The organism is Arthrobacter sp. M71 S08 (assembly GCF_059089725.1).
On the sequence record NZ_JBNHEY010000001.1, the window covers coordinates 259,095 to 279,077 of the forward strand.

Here is a 19,983-nt window from a genome sequence, read left to right on the forward strand (position 1 = left end):
GAACACTTCCTCTGTGTATAGGAAAGCGGCCTCCAATGCATTCTGGAAGCTTAATTATCATGGCCGGTGCGACAAATTACAGGATGTTATGGGCTGAAACTTCTGATTGCGGTCGTCCAATCAGGTTGGCGGGGGACGCCGTTTTCGACGCAACATTGCGATGCCTTTCCTGTACCTGCTTCCTTGATGCATCGGCCATTGACCGATTGTGCCCAAGAAGGGCGGCGAAGTTCAGGAATACGTCTAGCCGCTTGTATTGAGGCGTTTTAGGCGGACTGGGGGGTCACACTTCGTCTCCGAGTTCACTCGGTCCTCGTTAGTTTCTGGCCGAGGCGCTAAGCCGTGCTATTCAGAAACGGCTTGAAAGGTTCAAGCCTTCGGAATGAGATGGGCCAAAGACGGCTCCACAGACTCGTACGTCACACCCGCAAAACTGTCGAGCAGAGCTTCGAAGATCACACGAGCCCCCTCCACCGGCACTGCCATCCCGATTTGCTTCCGCACGGACTCCTTAGAACCGTGGAAGACAAACTTGTCAGGGAACGTCTGAAGGCGAGCACGTTCCCGATTGGTTAAAGCCCGAGGATCTGACCAGTGGTAGATGTGGGTTCCGCCACCGCCCGAGCCTGTGACCGTGTAAGCGGGCTTTTCTGGATGCAGGCGCTTGTAGATCGAGGATAGTTTCGTCTTAGTCTTTATCTGAAGGTGCTCCGGGATGTCTGCATGCCAGGCGTTGCCACCGGGCGGTATGAATCCCAGGCGCTCGATGACGGTGTCGGACTGCTTTGTTGGCTCCTGGTTGGTAGCCCACGCGGGTATGCCTTCCAGCGCAGTCCTGGCGCTCACGTCTCGAGCAGCGTAGGGCTTGGGGCTCGGCACCTTGAATTCGAGCTCCAGCTCCTTCTTGATGCCGATGACAATCATGCGGTGCCGAGCCTGCGGGACGCCGTACTGCTCGAAGCGGTAGTAGTGCGGGTAGATGCGGTAGCCGGCCGAGATCATGTCTGAGAAGATGCGCTTCAATGCGACCCCACCGTCGGCTCGAATGCCCCCGACGTTTTCGGCCAGAAACCAGTCGGGCTTGAATTCCTTCAGTGCCTTGACGCCGTAGGTGTACAGCGGACCGAACTTGCCGTCGAAGCCTTTACGCTCCCCCACGAGGCTGAAGTCGTTGCACGGGAAGCCGAACGCTAGGCCGTCGATTCCGCCAAGTTGCTTGAGCACCTCGTAGTCCAACGTGCGGATGTCGCGGTGTACCACTGACTTGTCATCGGGGTCGTTGCATATGTTTTGGGCGTAGGTGCGGCAGGTGTCCGCATCGTAGTCAGTTGCCCACTGGTGGACGATCTCGTATCCGGGTCGAGATGCCAGCTTCGCGGCCAGGCCGAGCCCGCCTGGACCGGAGAACAATTCGCCGAGCCGAAATGTTGTGGTCTTGGTACTTGCGTGAGTGTCTGCGGTGGTCTTCGGGGGGTGTTCAGCTGCGATGGTCACGAGGCCCATCCTAGCCGTGCAGCTGCCGTTCCGCAGCCTCGCAACCCCGACGTCGATTGCATTCCTAACTCAGGTGAACGAGGAATTTGTTGCCGCGCTTCACTGTCGAGGGCGAAGCAATACTTTGCCCTGCGTCACCCGAGAATATTGCGAGAAACCGCACGTGCAACAGGGAAGCGGACGTCACATCAATCCCCGTTCTGCTGGATCTGAGACTCTGACACGGTCAGGGTTCCTGACGCTCCCAAGAGGTCAAGCACTCCGACCGGGCATAAGGGCACACATTTCCTCGCGCCGGCTCCAGCCCTGCATCCGAGGCACCACACGCTTGCCGTCGGAGGCCCGCGGCGTCGAGATAGCCCTCCGGTGGAGCGCGTGCTACGTCTGGTGAGGACTGTCGCTGGAGGTGTTGGCTCGAGATGCTGGAGGGCGTGCCGCGGGCTTCGACCAGAGTATTGCATTGCAGATTCGACCTGGTTCGTCGCCGGTAAAGTGTGTTGGCCCCACGACTGGTCGTCATCGGTGGCAGGAGGGCATGATGAGAAGCGTCGACGGCAAGGCTGTTCTCGTGGCAGAGCTTGACCGTCTCTCCGGGACAGACCCCGTCGCCTCCGCCGCCCCGCGGGGCGCCGGCATCGCCCGCTATCTGACCGAGGGCCTCGTCACCGAGGCCGCCGCGAGAAACCGTGAAGGCCCGTAGGCGTCTGACCCTCCACCTGTTGCAGCGGCTGAGCATCTGGTGGCGCCCGGAGGGTACGCCCTGATACCCACATTGACGCCGGGGTGCATCCGCGACCGTTCCGCCCGGTGGGACCAGGGGCCCGAGTCGTGGGGTTCCCCCACGAGCACGGGTACCTGAGGGATGACAACAGCATCATCAAGAAGCTGCCGATCCCGCTGAACGTGTTCGCTTCCAAAGGCCACGTCTACGCGGGCGGCAGTGCGTCGCGCGGTTTCACAACCTGCCACATCTGGCGCGAACTCGACGACGGCGGAATCGGCGGAAGTGACCCGTGGATCTACTCCTTCATGGCAAACCTGGTTTGGATCCCCTCGCCGCTGAACTCCCTGACCGACCACCAGCCACGCGTGCGGGCGCTGCTGCAAGCCACCGCCGAGCCATCTTCTGCGGGCACGAGGGCACTTCCACCGCGGCGCACAGGTTACGCGTGGAACCGCTTGGTCCCTCATGGTGCGCCGGTACTGGTCGAGCCGCGGCTGGACATCGACAATTTGGCATTCTTCGAAACTACCTCAGCCTTCGTCGAGCGGCGCCTGGTCTGTCTCGAAAAGTTCGTGGACGGCGCCTACACCGTCCTGGCGGGCAAGCCGCTGAGCAGGAAACTTGTCTCCAGCCGCTACACGGCCGGGTTGCCGCTACTGGCCCCAGAGTCCGTCCAGAAGTTCCGCGCCATGGTGCACGAATACGCCCCCGCTGTCCGAGCAGGCTTGTGAACCGGACACCTGGGCTGGACGGGTGCAAGGCGCGAAGTTGAGCAGGCTGATGCGCCTCAGCTCTGCAGAAGGGGCTGATGCACCGATAGGTCAAGCGGTCATCGATCGGTGCATCAGTCCCGGCGCAACCACCGGGACTGACCTCTGAAGGTAGCTTATTATGACTAGACCGACACCCGTTGTGACGACCGTCGAACGAAGTGCGTGGGCCGCGAGGTCGCTCCATCAGTGGCTGATGCAAATGCGCCCAATGGTGGGGACTACTGTCAAGAAATCCAGGTGTGCTTGGCAGACGCCGGTGCCGTGACCTTCCTGGCTAGCACCCAGACCGCGGTGATGCGTTTCCCCCTCGCCGGGAACTGGGAGAGATGGGCTTCCTCGTCCCCATTGCCGGATGGATACGTGAGCAGTTTTATCTTCAGTCCGGTCACTCGGACGCAGGCAGGTTCGCAAGTTGATGCATGGGGCCCGGATCTCGGGGACAAACTCGAGGACGAAAGGCCGTCGGCTACCTCCCATGCAGGGCCAGCCGTATGTGCCTCTGATGCCCCGGCAGAGGAAGTGGTTGGCACAGCACTGGGACCAGTACCACGGGGACCGCAAGAGCCGTCTGAACTATTCCGCCGCGACTCGAGCTCGCGCGAGGAGGCGATGATGCCCACTGCGAGCACCGTGCCTGCCGGGCGTCTGGTTACTCGGAAGGCCCGTGGAGGGCGTCGCTGGCGCAACTCTTCGGGTGTCAACAGCGGCACTTGGGATCGCGGCAGGCGGTGGCAGATTGGGCAAATGAGAACCATCCGCCTTAGCGGCCACGCATCTCCGCGATGTCCTTCCGATCGAGGATGTCATGACTAGGAACGTCTCATCGATGCCCGTGGCCCTCGCGCACTTCCATTCAAAACTGTGTGGTAGAGCCGCAGCGCAACACGCTTTTGAGCTTTGCTTCTAGAGTGATCAGAATAGGTTGCAACAGCGATTAGACTTTTTCTGGCTGGGGGAAGCGGAGTGCTAGGCAGTGCGGTCCAAGGGTTCACGATGACCAATTTCCAGCCGCTGAGAACGGCATGACTGCACGACCGTACCGCCCTCTCAAAATTGGGCAGTTGGAAGAACTAGCCCGGGCAGGTGGAGATGATCCGGAGGTGTCGCGGCGTTTGATTGCCGAGCTCGAGCTACGCAAGAGCCCTAGAGCTCGGCTGCTCAAGTCCCAGCTGAGAAACCAGGATCAATCGCTGCCTGAGAGGACACCGGTTCGAGGCCGGACCCGCAACACTTCACGTCCGACCCCGCTATCTCCTGCGAAGCCGATTCAGGAGGTCAAGGTCGATGCCGTCGTCCCGAGGGTTCCAGCACCGGTCGGGGAGGCCGAGGCGTTGTTGTGGAAGTATGAGTCACTCCGCGCGACGTTCACGGTTGAGGCTGAGCTACTGAGCCGCTGGGGTATGACGGCCGCGCTTCCCCGAGACATGCAGGAGCTCATGTTCGGCGAGTGGCGCAAAAGGTTGCAGAGTGGGCCGGATGAGGTTGGGCGGTCCGTGGATGTTCTGGCCGAAGACCGGCTTCGGATCGCCCATGAGCGGGACGCTCTTCGCCGCGCTACGAAATCCCACAGTGTCGTTCCTGCACGCCCCGACATTGATCGCGCAGCTCGTGATGGAGAAAAGCGATGATACCAGAGCATGAGCAGGAGAACGCGGCGTGGCGCCGCTGTGAGACAGCATGGTCTGACTGGTTGCAGTCCGAGCGCTACACAGTTGTGCATCTCAGCGACGCTGTGGGCAACACCCCGGGGACGAGGGCGCCTCTCATAGCAGTCGGCGGCAAGCAGTTGAGAGCGCCGGACCTGCTTGCAACAAAAGCTGGAACCAGCGAGTACTGGGAGGTCAAGTTCCGGAGTCGGTCCAACGTGGACGCGTTGACCGGCGAACGTGTGCACTGGACCGCTTACGAGGCGTTCAGGGACTATCTCAACGTCGTCAAGGAGACCGGATGCAAGGTCTGGTTGATCTTGTTCGAGGCCCCCACGTCAACGTCACCGGGAAGGTGGTTGCGTGCGGAGGTCCGTGAACTGCGCGAGCAGGGGCGGAAAGGCATGCGCTTGGGGCGGGGAGGCGAGGAAGTCGAGGCCTGGATCTGGCCGGCAGCGGCGATGGAGGTCGTCCCCGGTCCTGGTGTGGACCTCCACGCCGCCCCTATGGACCTGCTACCAGCCGAGGGAATGCACGTGGCCCTGGAACCGGCACACCTGGAGCCGTTCGAAAGGAGGCTGAGGAAGCGCAGACCGGCTACGGGCACAGAAGGGACGGACAACGCACCCGCGATTGTGCCCGACCCCGCGACTATCCTGGAGGGGGATCCCGCGGTGGGCCTGGACGTCCTGCGCCGGTCGCTGGGAATCCCGGCGCTTCCGCGGTACTCCGTCCTCAGGGTGGGCCTGGGTGGCGTGGACGTGGACGATCTTCTCGGTCTTCTGCACTACGGCATCCGTGTGTTTGTGGTAAGCGGCACGGAAGCTGAGACCACTCTGGACCCGGCTGAGATGCAGGCGTTCAAGGACAGCCGCCTACTGGAGTGGGCGGTTGTGGGAGACGAGCTAGACGACGAGTTCGGTGAGTGGGTAGTAGACGGCGCCCTTCCTACTCCCCTTCCCAAAGGGCTGGCGCAGGCTTTCGGCGCCGCGGACGACGTGGGCGGGATTAACGTCGGCCAGTACCGCATCGTCCATGCTCCTTCGGACTCCGACCTGCTGGTCACCGCGGGGGCCGGCACGGGCAAGACGGAGACGATGTCGGAACGCGTGGTCTACCTGCTGGCCACGTGCCAGGGCGCGGAGGACAGGCAGGAACCGGGTATCTCCAGGCCCTTCGACCTCCGCGCGGACGACATCGTCCTGATGACTTTCACCCGCGAGGCGGCCCGCCAGATGCGAGAGAGGATCGGCCGCACCCTGATGCTCCGACAGAGGCTCTGCCGCCGTTGCGTGCTTCCTGCGCTGGCGTGGATGATGCAGCTCAGCAACGCTGAGATCGCGACCATCCACACCTATGCGAAGCACCTGGTGCAGTCGGGCGGCGGTGTACTCGGCCTTGGGCCGGGACTGGCGGTGAGCCGTCAGACCATGGATTTTCGGGCCCTCCTCCACGAGGCCCTGTCCCCCCGTCTTGCAGAGCTGATCGACCAGCACCACGCGCATGTGCCAGCGTCTCACCTCTGGCAGGACCACATCCAAGCTGTGTGGGACGCCCTTGAGAACAACGGCGTGGAGATGATGCCAGTCACCGACGGCTCCGGAGAGGTTCCCAGTGTGGACTGGGGAGCGACGGGTTCAGACGGGTTGCGGGCCGCCGTAGAAGATGCGACCCGTCTCGTGGTGAACGAGGTGGCCGCCCGGTTCCGGGAGCTGTGCCTGCAGAACCAATCGATCCCTGCCTCTGAGCTCGTCCCCTTCGCACTGGCCACCATGAGGAGCAAGGATAAACCGCGTGTCAGGGAGCCGCGGTACCTCTTCGTCGACGAGTTCCAGGACACCGACGCCCTCCAGATGGACCTCATCCTGGAAGTCAACACCAGGCTCGGAGCCAGACTGTTCGTGGTCGGTGATGCGAAGCAGGGCATCTATCGGTTCCGGGGGGCGGAAGGTAACGCGTTCGAAGAGTTGCGGTCCAGAGTCCGAGTTCGAAGGCTCGACATCTTGGAGGAATACCCGCTGACGCGGAACTTCCGCTCCGGGGCTCGTCTTCTCAATTCCCTACACCCCCATTTCACGGCGTGGGGCGTGGCCGACCTACTGGTCTACGGGGAGTCAGAGCGTCTGCAGCCCCAAGTCCAGAGCCGGGATACCAGTAGGACGATCGACCTCCGGGAGGTTCCGTCCAAGAAGTTCGCACAGTATGCTGCGGCAGACGTGCAGAAGTGGCGTTCGGAGAGTCGAGATGCGACGATCGCCATCCTCTGCCGTCGGAACCGGCACGCGATGCAGGTGCGGTCGGCGGTCCAAGAGCTGGGAATCTCGTGTGAGTTGCTGGTTGGGGGCAGTTTCTTCACCTCGCCAGCAGTCAGGGAACTTAATGTCCTCCTCCAAGCCGTGGCGCAGCCGTCCGACGACGCCGCCCTGCTCCAGCTCTGCGAAACGCGGTGGGCCGCTGGCATCCTTCATGGGCAACCGCCGCAGGGAGTGTCCGGAGCGGCGTGGGAAGCCCCCGCCCCGCCGCTCCACGGATGGCACGACAGGATCGGGTCACTGGCATCGTCGGGTACATACGACAGGTCGGACCTCGAGCCGATGCGACAACGGATCCAGTCCCTCAGGACGCTGCTCAACACCTTGCCGATGATGGCGTGGATTGTGGAGTGCGCCCGGGCGTTCGTCCCCGAGGGCTCGGTGCTTCCCTCCGTGGACGATGATTCCGAACGGCGCCGGTACGCCCGTTGCTTCGACCACCTGGTCATACTCATGGACGCGAACTTCAAAGACGGACCAGTGACCCTCCACAGGGTCATCTCTTGGCTCCAGCTGCAGATCGCGACGAACCGGGCTGAGGACGAGCCGATCGAATGGGGCGACCTCCAGGGCAGGACCACCGCCCTCACCGTCCACAAGGCCAAGGGGCTGGAGTTCGACCGTGTGCTGGTGCCGAACACCTGGACAAAGTTCGAGACACCGAGTCACGTGAAGACACGGGTCTCAGTGCTACGCGACGAAGGCCAGAGCCGACCCCGTGTCGCATGGCAGTGGAACGACGGGAATGGCCAGAGGTTTTCCAACGTTTCCACCGAGGAGAAGCACCTCTGGGATCAAGACGACTGGGAGACTGCCCGCGAAGAAGCCCGACTGCTCTACGTCGCACTCACACGCGCCAAGGACCAGCTGCGGGTCTACCTGCCAAACCGCAGAAGTGGGCGAAACGTCCAGCCCTCGTCTTGGGCTGATCTCATGTCACTCGGGAGGTAGATAGTGGGTGGATGGAAGGCCGTGTCCAGCGGCAAGGTCGACGAGCAGTCCCTGCGGGCACTCCTGAGCGCGCACGGGAGCAGCTGGGAGACTGCCTCTCACGTCACGGCTACAACCTCGCTAGCGAAGAGCATCAGGGATTCTCAAGTCGTTGGCCTGCCTATCGCGACCCTCACGGACCTCATCGTGCTTCCGGGCGTGCCAGACATGGCTTTGCCGCTCGACAGGTTTCCCGGACCGGACGTGCTGGGCGGGGAGGGCCCTGCGCCCTACAGGCGAGCACTCTCGACCTGGCAGCAGTGGGCCACCGGCCGGAGGCTGAGAATGGGCATACAGTTCGATGACGCCCTGAGACGGTATTGCCGTGATGAATTTCCTGGTCAGGCCGCAGGAGAGCTGCTGATCAGGTCCCGGCGCGAGTTCTCCCGGACCGTCCATGGACTGATCGCCGCGGGCATCCATCCCGACGAGCTTTCCGTGGACGGCGAGCTCCCTCGCACCGCTGTGGCCGCGTGGAACCAGCTGGAGAAGGACATCCCCTCGCTGACAGCCTTGCGAGACGACCTCTGGATCGACCTCGACGACTTCCAAAGGCAGTCAACCCCCCACGCCCGGAATCTTCGCGCCCGAATTGATGAGGCCCTGCAGCGCGCGTTCGGCGTCCCCCGAGGCAGAAGGGTGGTGGTCCACCACGGCTTCTACTTCTTCACCCCGCCCCAGTGGGCACTGTTCCAGCTGCTGCGGCGGATGCCCGATGTGGACCAGCTCTTCGTAGTCCACGACGACGGCGTCAACCCGGCGTTTGAGACGTGGCGGCGGTTTTTCGTGGACGAGTGGGACATGCCGGTGCCCATGGATGTCCGCCTCTCGCCAGGGGGCGAGCAGAGAGCCACAAGGCCTGGCCCTGGAGCGAAAGCACTTCTCCAGGCGCTCAGCGGCGAAGCGGTTGGTTCGGACGGTCTCGCAGAAAGCCTCACCGTCCTGGAGTGCCGCAACCCGGCGGAGCTCGTGCGCCATTGGCGGGACGAAACCACCGACCGAGAGAGGCCCCTTTCCCGCCGGTTCGCCGCTGATGCGGAGTCGGTTGAGCGGTTCGTCCGGCGGCTGGGCAGGGACACCGACTCAGGCCCCACGGACCTGGCCCAGCTGCCGATCGGGTCGTTCCTCCTCGCCGTCCACGACTGCATCCAGCCGCGCGCTGGCGGCGGCGCAGATGTGGTGCTGAGCAGTGAGGCCGTCCTGGACATCGCGGCCAGCGGCTACCTCGAGACCCGGGGGCTGGACAGGCCCACCACGGACTATGTCAGTGCCCTGCGGCGCGCCCTGCCCTTCTTCCATGGATGCGCGACCGGAGACCAGTGGAAGGAACGGGCAGACCACCTCCATCGCCTTATCATCGCCGAGGTGGAGCCTCTGGGGGGCAGGGACGCCGGCGTGACAGATATAGAGAGGATCCGACTTGCTGCCCACAACCCCTTGCGACTGGTGCCATGGGGAGACCTGAGCCGCGATGAGGCGGCCGGAGTTGCACAAGTGGTCACCTCCACTGCGGCTCTGGTGGATCAAATAGCCGCACGTGAACGTGTCACGCTGAAGGGCCACATGCATTTCCTCAAGAGCAAGCTGGTGCAAGGCATGCGGGAGCTTCCCGAGGAGGAACGGCTCGAGATCACCGCCAAGGTGGACGGCTTCTCCGTCGGTCTTGACGACGAGATCGACGTCGAAGGCCTCGTCGACGTGGTGACCATGCTCCTGGGCCGGAAGGCTGAGTTTGATGCCCTCGGTGAGCGGGACACCAGCACCTATGCGATCGATGAGCTCCGTGCGCTGGACGCACTTGGGCTTTACCCGCTGGCCCAGGACCTGCACGTGACGAACCTGGCCGAGGGGACCTTCCCCTCAACCGCCCCAGCAGTCTGGTGGCCCTTCCGCGCCGACGACTTGGTCGGTGCCTCAGACCCAGCCGACCCCGTCACCGTCGAAATCCTGAAAGCGCGGTCGGAGACCGCAGCCCTGAGCGACCTCTACCTTATGTGGCTGGCCCTGGACGGGGTCGAGCACGGCCGCAGAGTCACCCTCAGCTGGATATCCGACATCGGAGGCGAACTGCGCAGTCCGTCCTCAATTCTCTCGCTCCTCACTCGCCCAGGAGTGAAGAGCCTTGCGGTGCAGGCCAGGGCAGGCGGCCTCCAGGCGAAATCAGTGAGGTCCCCCGCAGACATGCCACCAACCACTCAGCGCCCCGTGCCCGCTCTCCCCTCAGCCCCGGAGGCACAAGTGGCTCAGTCCGTCGGAATGATCGATCCCTACGCAAGCGCCTCGGCAGTGGCCTGCGCCCGACGGCTGGCCCTCCAGTGGGTCCTCGGCCAGTCACCCGCCTTCCAGTCCGAGCACCACCACGCGATGATGCACGGGAACGTCGCCGGCGCACTCGTCAAACTCAAGCTCATGAGCAGAGACGACGCGCTGAGGGCCGCCAACGATCTCTGGCGCCAATTCACGCCAGGGCAGAGGGCCAGCAGCCGCGAAAAGCGCGTGGTCCACCCGGTTAAACCCTCGGCAGAGGGCCCCTGGATCCTGACTCTCTCTGGCAGTGCGAAGGGGAAGGACCCGCTCAGCCAGGCCTACCAAATGGCGTCGCAGGAGAAGAGCCCAGCCCCAGAAATCCTCGTTCCCCCTGGTAGCGCGTACCTACCCCCGGGGGTTGATGACCCCGACGTCTGCAGGCACTGCCCAGTCCGTCTCAGCTGCACCGTTTGGGCGGAGGACCCGGACTGAGGCCAAGCTGGGAGGAAGCCGTTCTTCACTCTGAGGGACTGATGCACGAATAGGTGACGTTGATGGTGGAAGTGTCTTCATGCCCTTCGCCGATGCGGTGAAGGTAGGCGACTCGCTCCTGAGCCGGGCCTACCAGGTCGAAATTGAAGTTTCCCATCCCCTTGGAAGGGCTTATGCCTGAAGGATGAGATCAGCCAGCGACGGCTCGACGGACTCGTGCTCCACATCCGCGATGCTGTCGAGCAGAGCCTCAATGGTCACTCGCGCTCCCCCCGACCATCGAAAGAACCGGCGCGCGTAAGACCGTGCCACGGTGCGCTGCCTGAGCCGGAGGGCTTCATCCTTCGTCCAGATCAGGAAGGCCTGCCTCCTCCAACCCCGTATAGTCTCCGGGGCCGAGTGCAGAGAAGTCGAGGTAGTAGTCACCGCTCTGGAGGCGGGACAGCGTGAAATATGCCCGGCCGTAATCGGAGAGCTCTTCCATGCCCACGTACTGGCCGGACTGCAGACCCATCCGCTTCCGCAGGTAGGCGCCCAGGGCCGCGTTGGAGGGAATCGAGGTGAGGTCCTTGCCTGACGGGTGCAGCTCGTTTCCGCTGGCTCCCCTGAGCACAAGGATCTCGCCGTCGTCACAATGCACCGTGATGGGGGTGTTCTTCACCGGCAGGAAACCTGATCGGCTGACTGCGGCGGAGATCGCGGCATAAGCCTCGTTGCGGTCTCTGCTGCCCCTATGGCCCCAGTTGATTCCGCCACCGGGCTCGTAGGCCTGGCCTTCTCGTTTCTTGTACAGGTAGAAGTTGACCCTGCCGGCGTCAGCATCGGGTCGGTTCGATCCGGGTTTCCCGATGTGAGCAACTGGCAACCGAATGTCGTCCTGGTGCGCCGGAAAGTCGATGAGGTCCTCGACTCCGGGTGCAAGGCAATCGAGAGCGAGACTGTAGCGCTGCTCGAAATACACGGAGACTGCAACAGGATCGACCTTGCTCATGACGTTTTCCTGGACGTGGTTGCCGATTCCCATGCCAGCGTTGGTCATGTTCGCCGAACCCGAGAATCCTGCCAGGGGGCGGAGTATCTCGTCCTTCCACAGGTAAACCTTCGTGTGGATGTCCGACTGGAAGTTTGGGTGGGGGTACCGGACCTCGAGGTGGCCCTGGGAACCGGCACAGAGGCGCAGGTACATGTCATGCTCGGCACGGGTAACTCCGGAGGCGCCCGCCATGCCAATCAACAACCTGATTCTTGGCATGACGTCTGTGGTCTTCAGCTCGGAGCTGGAGGACAACACTCTGCTGGGGTCGCCGTCTGAAAGGCACCACAAGAGGGCGGACGGTGAGGCGTACCCGCTCACCACATCGAGGTTTGCGCCATTCTGCGGGGCGCGCAGGATGTGTTCGGCGAGGTTGTCGTAGAACATGGGGCTCCGTCCCGTGACGCCTGGACATCCCACCCAACCCGAGTGCGGGTGAGGAGGTATCCGGCGAGGCTGTGGTGGTCCGTCTGCGGGCAGATGGCGTCGGCGAGGGCTGTCGTGGTCACCCTCAAAATAGCAACCATACTCGCCAAGAAGCTTCCAATGACTATGTTGTTGGTTGCGTCCACACCATGTGTCACAGACCTGCATCCAGTCCTACCATGCAGGTCTGCAGCCACTACTGGACGCACCATGGCTCAGGTCCAGGCATGCCCAGCACAGCTCCGTAGCCAGGAGGTGCGTATGTGTCGCGTGCCGCGCATAGGATTTACTTGGGGAAATCCGTGTGGGTCAGAGCTCATGTGGGCCTTCCTCCACCGCCGATGAAGGAGTAATGCACAGTGCTGGACACGCCGGGTTTGAAGAAGATGATTGAGGGCCACAAGCTCCTGGGCCACTCGTTCGACGAGGCCATCGACTTCTGCACGGAGCTGGTGGGCGCTTTCCCCGGGGTGTCCGAGCTCCTGGCGGGGATCAAGAGGGAGCACGAGGAGGGCATCGAGCAGTACAACGCGAAGAACAGTGGGGAAGTGGTCGACGGCAAGCCTGCAGAGGACGGCGGAGGGTGGTACGACAACAACAAGGACCCCGGGCCCGTGTGGGGCCAGATCAAGCAGAAGATGTCAGCCGGACCTCTTGCCGGTGCAGTGGCAACGATCGACAAGGAATCGGGTTTGATCGTCAAAGGGCTGGCCAATCCCAAGGTGAAGGGTGACAAGGTCAGAGGCCTCGTCATCGGCTATGTCCAGTCCGGTAAGACCGCCAACTACACCGCGGTGGTGGCTAAAGCCTTCGATGAGGGGTACCGGATGGTGATCGTCCTCGCCGGCATGCATAACAATCTCAGACAGCAGACACAGGAGCGTCTTGACAGAGATCTCTTCAGCACCCGTGCTTCCTGGTACCCGCTGACGGACGCGAGCGGTGACATCGGCACGTCGCTGGCAGGCACCCAGGTCCTCGGGAAGTCCAACTTTTACGTGACCGCCGTCGTCAAGAAGAATCCCAGCAGACTCACCAACCTCGTGAACTTCCTGAAAATGGCCCGGCAACTGGGCGCCCTGGCGAAGACACCCGTCCTCATCATCGACGACGAGTCCGACCAGGCGACACCGAACACGGAGGCCAAGAAGGAGAAGTACTCGGGCATCAACAATCTGGTCCGTCAGGTCTGGGAACTCGTCGAGACCGGATCCTACGTCGCCTACACGGCCACTCCGTTCGCGAACATCTTCATGGACCCCGACGATGGCGGTGAGCTCTACCCCGCTAACTTCATCTACCCCCTGAGTCGACCCGAAACCTACATCGGTGCGAGGAAGGTGTTCGGGGTCTCCGGGGAGTTCTCGGAGGACGGCTCCGACGACGGAATGGGAATCGTCCGGTACGTTCCCAAGGAAGAAGTCGAGATCATTGTGCCCAAGTCACCGCAGGCGCAGGAGAAGACTGGCGAGTACTACGACCCCGAGATGGTGCCCTCACTGGCGGCCGCGGTGCAGTGGTTTGTGATTTCCTCCGCGGTGCGACGATTCCGGGGCCACGGAGACTTCCACTCCTCCATGCTCGTCCACACAGCCGCGTGGAAAGACTCCCACTTCGCCCTCCAGGCAGTCCTGCAGGAGTACGTGCACGAACTGCGCGAAACGGTCGCAGCTGGAGACTGCACGCACCTTGAAGCGCTCTACAGCACCGAGAACACACAGGTCGAGCCTGAAGGTCAGGCCAACCCCGCATGGGACCAGATCCGGCCCCTGGTGGCGGACGTGCTCGCAGACCTGGAGGTACTGGCGGACAACGGCGCATCCAGCTACAGGGTGGAATATCCTGACGGACGTCCTCGTACGGTGGTCGTCGTGGGCGGCAACACCCTCGCCAGGGGCCTCACCCTTGAAGGCCTCGTCACGTCCTACTTTGTCCGCGGCGCGTCTGCCTACGACACGTTGTTGCAGATGGGACGGTGGTTCGGCTACCGGCCGGACTACGCAGACCTCGTCCGCATCTGGACTTCCGCGGAACTCGCCGTGGACTACGCCTTCCTCGCAGGCGTCGAAGAAGAGCTCAGGGACAAGGTTCGTCAGATGGCTCATGCCGGCAGCCCGCCCAGTGAGGTGGGAGTCGCGGTGAGGACCCACCCCGGACGGCTCGAGATCACCTCACGCAACAAGATGACGATGACCGAGAAGGTAACCCTGGCGCTGGGAGGCCACCGCCACCAGACGACCAGGTTCGAGGAGCACGACGGCGACACGCTGAGAAACAACCAGGAAAAGGCTAACGAGCTCGTCCAGGGGGCCCTTGCAGGGGGCATCACACCCATCGTGGACAAGCTCACCGGGTCTGTGATGCTCCGTGAGGTCCCAGCTTCTCTGGTGGCGGCCTTCCTGTCCGGATACGCCGTCAACCCGGATCACACGCCGCTGCAGCCTGAGAGGACAGTTCCCTGGATTGAGAAGCACGCCGACCGGGGCTGGAACGTCGTGCTGCGGGCCTCGAGCAACGCGGAGTCGAAGAGCGGAGGAACCTTCTCGTACGCGCACGGGGCCGACGTCCCGCTGACACAGAGGCCCCCGTTGCAGGAGTCCGGATGCGCCGCCAGCGCCAACATCAAGGCGCTCATGGCTGGCAACGACGTTCTGATCGATCTCCAAATCCAGGAGCGCCGGGCCGGCACCACTGGCGGTTCCAAGGAACAGAAGACCGTGGAAGAGCAACTGAAGTTCCGCCAGCTGAACGGCAACGTCCCCCTGCTGGTGCTCTACGCCATCGACAAGGACTCCCAGACCGACCACTACGGCAAGGCATCGAAGAACCGGCGCAACATGGACGCCGATGAGCACATCATCGGGTTGGGACTGGTGCTGCCCGACGCTGGGCACGGAGACGTCGAGTACGTCGCCGTCACCCCCACCCTCGACGACGAGGACCTCGACGTCGTTGTCGACTTCGTGGTCGAAGACGACAACGAAGAGGACTACGTGCCCGCTCCGCCGGCTGAGGGGGGAGAAGCGCTTTGAAGGCACTGTTCTCTCGCCGGAGGTCTCCAGAGACGGACGGGGAAGAGAGTGTTTCCGAAGAAACACTGGACTGGTTTCCGCTCGAGTTCGGGGTCGGCAGCATGGATGCCTCCGGAACTGATCGTCTGCTAGGGCAGCCGGAGGTGGAGATCGTCGAGCTGCTCATCCGTGAGTCCGCACAGAATTCTTGGGACGCCCGTGAGCCGGGGGCCACACCCGAATTTGGCCTCCGGTGCAAGGTCTTCAACCGGGAGGCTGAGCAGATGCTCAGCAGGGTGGTGTTCGCGCAGGGCACCAGGTTCACGAACCTCCATGAGAGCTTTGCGCGGCAGTCCACGGGCGCTCTGGAGATCTGGGACCGGGGCACCACTGGGCTCAACGGACCGGTCCGCTCCGACCTCGCAGTGCCTTCCGGCACCCCCACCAACTTCATCGACTTAGTGTTCAACGTCGGCACTGCAAACAAGGGCGCAGGCACCGGGGGCTCCTTCGGCTTCGGAAAGAGCAGTGCATTTAAGGCGAGCCGGGCGAAAACAGTCGTCTACTGGTCGGTGTGCGCGACGGACACCGGGAATCTTGAGCACCGGCTCATCGTCAGTGGACTGGGGCGCGCGTTCGACCACGGCGGCAGGCGGTACACAGGTCGCCACTGGTGGGGACATATCCCCGAGGCGGCCCAAGAGGGCGAGCGGACGAGGGTGGAGCCGTTGCGCGGAGACCGGGCACGAAAGCTGGGGGAGGCTCTGTTTGACAGAAGGTTCGAACCTGGGGAGACAGGAACTTCCATGCTCGTCTTGGACCCCGACCCGGCGACTCTGCTCTACAACGAGGAGTCCGATCTGGCAGTCGTCACCCACGGCGTCCTCGGCGGCATCCACGACCGTCTGAGAAAGCTGGTGGTGAAAAATCTCTGGCCGAAGCTGCTCAACGTCTCGGGTGTCCCGGCCTTGAGGATATTCGTCGGTGAGGAGGAGATGAACGCCGAGAGCCTGGACCTGATCCCGGGCATGGATGGCTACCGCTCAGCCCTGGAGACGGTGCGCAAGGTGCAGGCGGTAGTCGGGGCAGGTGAGCCATCGATCTCGCCGGGAACGCACACGAAGGAGATTTGGTGCGGGAGTCCACGCAGACTGCTGGGTCACCTCAGTGTGGACGTGGGACCGGCACCGGTGGCGAAGGACCCGTCCAAAGAGTATGCCGGACAGCAGGTCAAGGTGCCTGTCGATGCCGTGTGCCTAATGCGCAACCAGGCTGAGCTCGTGGTGAAGTACCTGCCCGTGGGCGAACCAATTGCGACGCAAGAGCTGTGCTGGACCGCCGTGTTCAAGCCCATTCCCGCCATGGACGATGACTTCGCCCGGTCTGAGACCCCCGCACACGACGACTGGGTCCCCACATCCATGACCAAGTCCCACGCGAAGACCTTCGTCAGAGTGGCACTCAGAGAGATCAGGTCCGAAGTCCGTTCGTTGCTCAAGTCCTACGGCGAAACCCCGGTGACGGTGTCGGAGGGCTCGGCGGCGGCTTTGTCTGCGGAGTTGTCGGACCTGGGCGGTTTCACGGCAGAGCCCGAAGTGAGACGCAAGGGCGGCACGGGGGGCGGCGGCACCGAGAGGGGCGGCGTGTCGCGGTCCGTGGAAATCGAGTCGATCGGTCTTCTCGGCGCGGAAGGTGCCGGACGTCAGCGCCAGCGCATCGGCCTCACCCTCGCAGGGAAGTGGGGGGACCGGGATAGGCTCATGCTGTCGGTCCGGGTGGCTACCGCTGAGGGCGGTCTGGACCTCGAGACCGACGAGAAGGTTGAGTTGCACTGGGGCCCTGCATTCGCAGAAGGTCAGCAGTGGATTGTGTCCGGCTCGGCAACCGCCGTCGTGGCATCCGGGGCGATAGGTTCGCGACCTCCGGCCTATGTGGACGTGGTTCTGCCCGATGACCTCTCATTCGCGATCGGGGCAGAGACTCTCTGATGGCCGGCCAGAAAATTGTTGCCTTCCCCCACATCACCGTCTCGTCTGGCGCGCTGGGATGGACTCCCTGGGAGATCGTGCACCCGTCAGGACTGGACTTCTCCACCGTGGCAGACCGGTGGGACTACGCCGTGGACCTCCACCTGCGGATCGCGGTGGAGTGCCCTGCGTCCGCCATAGTGCGTGCGGTCGGGCGCACGGAGGCTGTCGACGTCAAGCTCGTCGGAGAGGTGGTGTGCCGGGAGAGCGCCTGGCGTTCCACGGTCTCTGTCCCCCTGCTTCCTCTGAGCGAAGGCGTCCTCGGAGCCGAGCTCACAGTTCCAGTTCCCGGGAACCGGGTCGACGGACGGCTCGTGGCGTCTGCGCACCTGGTCGGCCCCGGACTCCGGCACGGACATCCGGAACGCACTCCTGGCGCCCGTCTGGCCAGGGGACCCATCGAACAAGTCGACCTCTCGGCCGCTCCTGACCAGTTGCCGATTACGCCGGTCAGCTTTCAGGAGCAGGGGTGGAACGCATCGCCGTGGCGGTTCATGGTCGACGTAGACGACCTCCAGGCTCCCTACGGGCGATGCGCCCGGCTCTATCTCAACTCCGACCTCCCCGTCGCCCAGGAGCTGATGCAACCCGGCGGCGGTGAATTGCGGAGAAGGGCTTTAGCCAGCGTGCGCCGCGACGTGGTTCTCGCGCTGCTTCTACAGATGTCAGCCAGAGCCGACGGAGACGCAGACCTCGCAGGAGCCGCCGACTGCGGGAAGGGAAGCCTGGGCCATGTGGCGGAGCAACTCTGCCGCCACCATTTTGGGATCAGTCTGCTGGCCACTGCACGCCGAATCTCTCACGCCCCCGCCATCGTCGTGCTGGAGCTGGAGGAGTCGGTGGGCTACTACGGAGGAGCTCAAGAGTGAATACCGGTCAGTTGCTGTACCACCGGATCAACAAGCACGAGGCAGAGCGACGCCTCCAGGAGCTCCAAGCCGCAGGCCCCCTTCCTCCGGACTCGCCTGCCACCCCCGTGGACCTGGTCAGCGCCAGCCCCAGGGCAACAGGCGGAATTCCCGTAACCCAGCAACACCTGCAACTCCTCCGGACCAGGGCATCGGAGGTCATTGCAGAGTTGGACGGGCTGGGACCCAACCAGGCAGCCGCGGAGTTCGACCGCAGAATCAGCGCGGTGCTGTGGGACACCCTGGACATCGTCCCGGCGGAAGCAGCATCCATGGAGGTCTGGTGGTTCCTCGGACTGGCGGTCCTTCCCGGAACGGCGGCGTCGCGGTTCCCTATGAGCATCGCAGCACGACATGTCGGTCCGCCCCGCCGTCATGTGCTACGTCGTCTGTGGTTCCGTCGCCAGGCCCTGGGCGATCTGCTGGACGCCTCAACCAACCCCCTGGTGGAGGACGAACTAGTGGGCCTCACAGAGCGCACGATTTTCGTCTCCGACCCACGGCTTGCCCGAGCCGCCGCGCAGTTCATCCTCGGGTACGAAGGTGCGGACCGCAGCCACCTGTACACAAGGAGATTCCTGCGCGAGATCCAAGCGCGGACCGGCACCACCGTCATCGGCGCGCTGAACGATACTGAGCTGGCAGGACTGGTGCGTGGCGCGGATCAACGGGTTCGGCAGCACCTGGAGCGGGATTAAGACCGCGAGTCAACAGAAGCCGGGGCGGTCCCGGTGGAGGAGGACGCGTTCGTGTGGCCACTCGGTATGGATCTTAAGATGTGGCGGGGCTAGCGCGCGAACGAACCGGAAGTCGACCGGAAGATCGAGCACGTTAGCATCTGGTCGGACTCGTCAAGCTGCAGCTCAAGTTCAGCGATCAGTCTGTTCGGCGAATCGACGTCCTCCTTGCCGGGCAAGGGCAGGCTCCCGGGTTCTTTGCCGTGCACAAGTTCAGTCCGCAATCTGTCCGCCTCCGCCCTGGCAGCGTCGAGTGAAAGCTTGAGGGCGTTCAGTGCTGTCCGGCCCGGGGCATCTACAGGGTCCGTCTCCGCGCCCATGCCGACGGCGGCTTGCGCCTCGCCTGACAGGTCGGCGCTGGCTGGTGCTGTCCCACCCCGTAGGCATATTCCGTCCGAGTTCTAGCCAGGGAGGTCCACCCGGAACCAGCCCAGGAGCGGCAAGCACCTGTTCCTCATCATCGACATCGATCATCGAGAGCCGGACCGGTCCGTGGCTGTAGTCGAGGCGAACAACTACTACCTCGCCGACCGTTGGCAGGTCTTCCAGTGTGTCGAGTTCATTGGACGTGACATCCTGCAGCTTCATTTGGAAGGTGGCGCCCGGAAAGAGCTCCAGAGTTGCGTGCGCCGTGCTTAGACCCTTGACCAGAGCGAGCACGGTACTGCCGCCGGGGTAGACCCTTTGCATGCGCAGGAAACCGCCGTCCAGGTGATCGCACCTCCTATAGGTCTGGTCGGCAGATTTCAGTTCTCGCCTACGACCGGACGCTGGTACACCGGTCCCGACGATGTGCACATGCTCGTCGACTAGCCGGTCCGAGACTCGTGACCCTGCTGACGAATGTGACCCAATGTCTCAGGTAACCGATAGTCTCCTTCTCATAGCCAATGACGACCTTGGGGGAATTAGTGCCAGTACACCTTGAAGAACTTGCCCTGAGTGTCGCCCGCTGTCCTGAGGTGCCGAGGGCTGCCGCCGACCCTCGGCATCCGTGCCACAAGGTTGTGCACTCACAAGACCGCTACGCTGGGCCATTTCAGGTGCCCGAGGCGTGGGCAGGGAGTCTGGGCACAGCAAAGGTGGTTTTCCTGTCTTCCAACCCGTCGATTAGCGCTGCGCACCCTGATGCAACGGCCACCTATCGTCGTCTGGCGGAGAAG

13 protein-coding genes are annotated in these 19,983 nt (G+C 63.3%); 8 read left to right on the forward strand and 5 right to left on the reverse strand.

Annotated elements, in window-relative coordinates:
* Positions 1-369: 369 nt before the first annotated feature.
* Positions 370-1,494: a DNA cytosine methyltransferase gene (locus AC5RTB_RS01265; protein WP_494059255.1), complete on the reverse strand. Its 1,125-nt coding sequence runs from the start codon at positions 1,492-1,494 to the stop codon at positions 370-372.
* Between the two features lie 535 nt (positions 1,495-2,029).
* Between AC5RTB_RS01265 and AC5RTB_RS01270 the strand changes: the two genes are divergently transcribed.
* Both AC5RTB_RS01270 and AC5RTB_RS01275 read left to right on the forward strand, forming a co-directional pair.
* Positions 2,030-2,194: a hypothetical protein gene (locus AC5RTB_RS01270; RefSeq protein WP_494059256.1), complete on the forward strand. Its 165-nt coding sequence runs from the start codon at positions 2,030-2,032 to the stop codon at positions 2,192-2,194.
* Between the two features lie 128 nt (positions 2,195-2,322).
* Complete coding sequence (locus AC5RTB_RS01275; protein WP_494059257.1) at positions 2,323-2,949, forward strand: hypothetical protein; 627 nt, start codon at positions 2,323-2,325, stop codon at positions 2,947-2,949.
* Between the two features lie 1,424 nt (positions 2,950-4,373).
* Here the strand turns inward: AC5RTB_RS01275 and AC5RTB_RS01280 are convergent.
* Complete coding sequence (locus AC5RTB_RS01280) at positions 4,374-4,559, reverse strand: hypothetical protein (RefSeq protein ID WP_494059258.1); 186 nt, start codon at positions 4,557-4,559, stop codon at positions 4,374-4,376.
* A 56-nt stretch (positions 4,560-4,615) separates the two neighbouring features.
* Here AC5RTB_RS01280 and AC5RTB_RS01285 point away from each other — a divergent pair, with 56 nt between their 5' ends.
* Both AC5RTB_RS01285 and AC5RTB_RS01290 read left to right on the forward strand, forming a co-directional pair.
* The gene (locus AC5RTB_RS01285) at positions 4,616-7,900 is read left to right on the forward strand and encodes a UvrD-helicase domain-containing protein (RefSeq protein ID WP_494059259.1); all 3,285 of its coding nucleotides are present in this window, start codon (positions 4,616-4,618) and stop codon (positions 7,898-7,900) included.
* 21 nt (positions 7,901-7,921) lie between these two features.
* Positions 7,922-10,678, forward strand: coding sequence for a PD-(D/E)XK nuclease family protein (locus tag AC5RTB_RS01290; protein ID WP_494059260.1), 2,757 nt, complete (start codon positions 7,922-7,924; stop codon positions 10,676-10,678).
* Positions 10,679-10,703: 25 nt separating this feature from the next.
* On the opposite strand, the gene AC5RTB_RS01295 is transcribed toward AC5RTB_RS01290, so the two are convergent.
* Positions 10,704-10,835, reverse strand: coding sequence for a hypothetical protein (locus tag AC5RTB_RS01295; protein WP_494059261.1), 132 nt, complete (start codon positions 10,833-10,835; stop codon positions 10,704-10,706).
* A gap of 180 nt (positions 10,836-11,015) precedes the next feature.
* Complete coding sequence (locus AC5RTB_RS01300; protein ID WP_494059262.1) at positions 11,016-12,098, reverse strand: restriction endonuclease PLD domain-containing protein; 1,083 nt, start codon at positions 12,096-12,098, stop codon at positions 11,016-11,018.
* Between the two features lie 398 nt (positions 12,099-12,496).
* Between AC5RTB_RS01300 and AC5RTB_RS01305 the strand changes: the two genes are divergently transcribed.
* From AC5RTB_RS01305 to AC5RTB_RS01320, 4 genes are all read left to right on the forward strand, one after another.
* Positions 12,497-15,169 carry a Z1 domain-containing protein gene (locus AC5RTB_RS01305; protein ID WP_494059263.1) on the forward strand — a complete coding sequence of 891 codons (2,673 nt, stop codon included), beginning with the start codon at positions 12,497-12,499 and terminating at the stop codon, positions 15,167-15,169.
* A gap of 101 nt (positions 15,170-15,270) precedes the next feature.
* Positions 15,271-17,136 carry a hypothetical protein gene (locus tag AC5RTB_RS01310; protein ID WP_494059264.1) on the forward strand — a complete coding sequence of 622 codons (1,866 nt, stop codon included), beginning with the start codon at positions 15,271-15,273 and terminating at the stop codon, positions 17,134-17,136.
* Entirely contained in the window at positions 17,136-18,044 is a 909-nt protein-coding gene (locus AC5RTB_RS01315) for a hypothetical protein (RefSeq protein WP_494059265.1), read from the forward strand. Before AC5RTB_RS01310 ends, AC5RTB_RS01315 begins: the two co-directional genes overlap by 1 nt.
* Positions 18,041-18,781, forward strand: a complete 741-nt coding sequence (locus AC5RTB_RS01320) for a DUF6339 family protein (protein ID WP_494059266.1) — start codon at positions 18,041-18,043, stop codon at positions 18,779-18,781. The genes AC5RTB_RS01315 and AC5RTB_RS01320 overlap by 4 nt, the downstream gene beginning before the upstream one ends.
* An 89-nt stretch (positions 18,782-18,870) precedes the next feature.
* On the opposite strand, the gene AC5RTB_RS01325 is transcribed toward AC5RTB_RS01320, so the two are convergent.
* Positions 18,871-19,140 (reverse strand): hypothetical protein, encoded by a 270-nt coding sequence (locus AC5RTB_RS01325; protein WP_494059267.1) that lies wholly within the window; start codon positions 19,138-19,140, stop codon positions 18,871-18,873.
* Positions 19,141-19,983 lie beyond the last annotated feature (843 nt).

Excerpts from the sequence above, each read along its gene's own strand:
- AC5RTB_RS01270 (WP_494059256.1), top strand. The coding sequence starts at position 2,030 with ATGATGAGAAGCGTCGACGGCAAGGCTGTTCTCGTGGCAGAGCTTGAC.
- AC5RTB_RS01300 (WP_494059262.1), bottom strand. The coding sequence starts at position 12,098 with ATGTTCTACGACAACCTCGCCGAACACATCCTGCGCGCCCCGCAGAAT.
- AC5RTB_RS01325 (WP_494059267.1), bottom strand. The coding sequence starts at position 19,140 with ATGGGCGCGGAGACGGACCCTGTAGATGCCCCGGGCCGGACAGCACTG.
- AC5RTB_RS01310 (WP_494059264.1), top strand. The coding sequence starts at position 15,271 with ATGGATGCCTCCGGAACTGATCGTCTGCTAGGGCAGCCGGAGGTGGAG.
- AC5RTB_RS01285 (WP_494059259.1), top strand. The coding sequence starts at position 4,616 with ATGATACCAGAGCATGAGCAGGAGAACGCGGCGTGGCGCCGCTGTGAG.
- AC5RTB_RS01315 (WP_494059265.1), top strand. The coding sequence starts at position 17,136 with ATGGCCGGCCAGAAAATTGTTGCCTTCCCCCACATCACCGTCTCGTCT.
- AC5RTB_RS01295 (WP_494059261.1), bottom strand. The coding sequence starts at position 10,835 with ATGGGAAACTTCAATTTCGACCTGGTAGGCCCGGCTCAGGAGCGAGTC.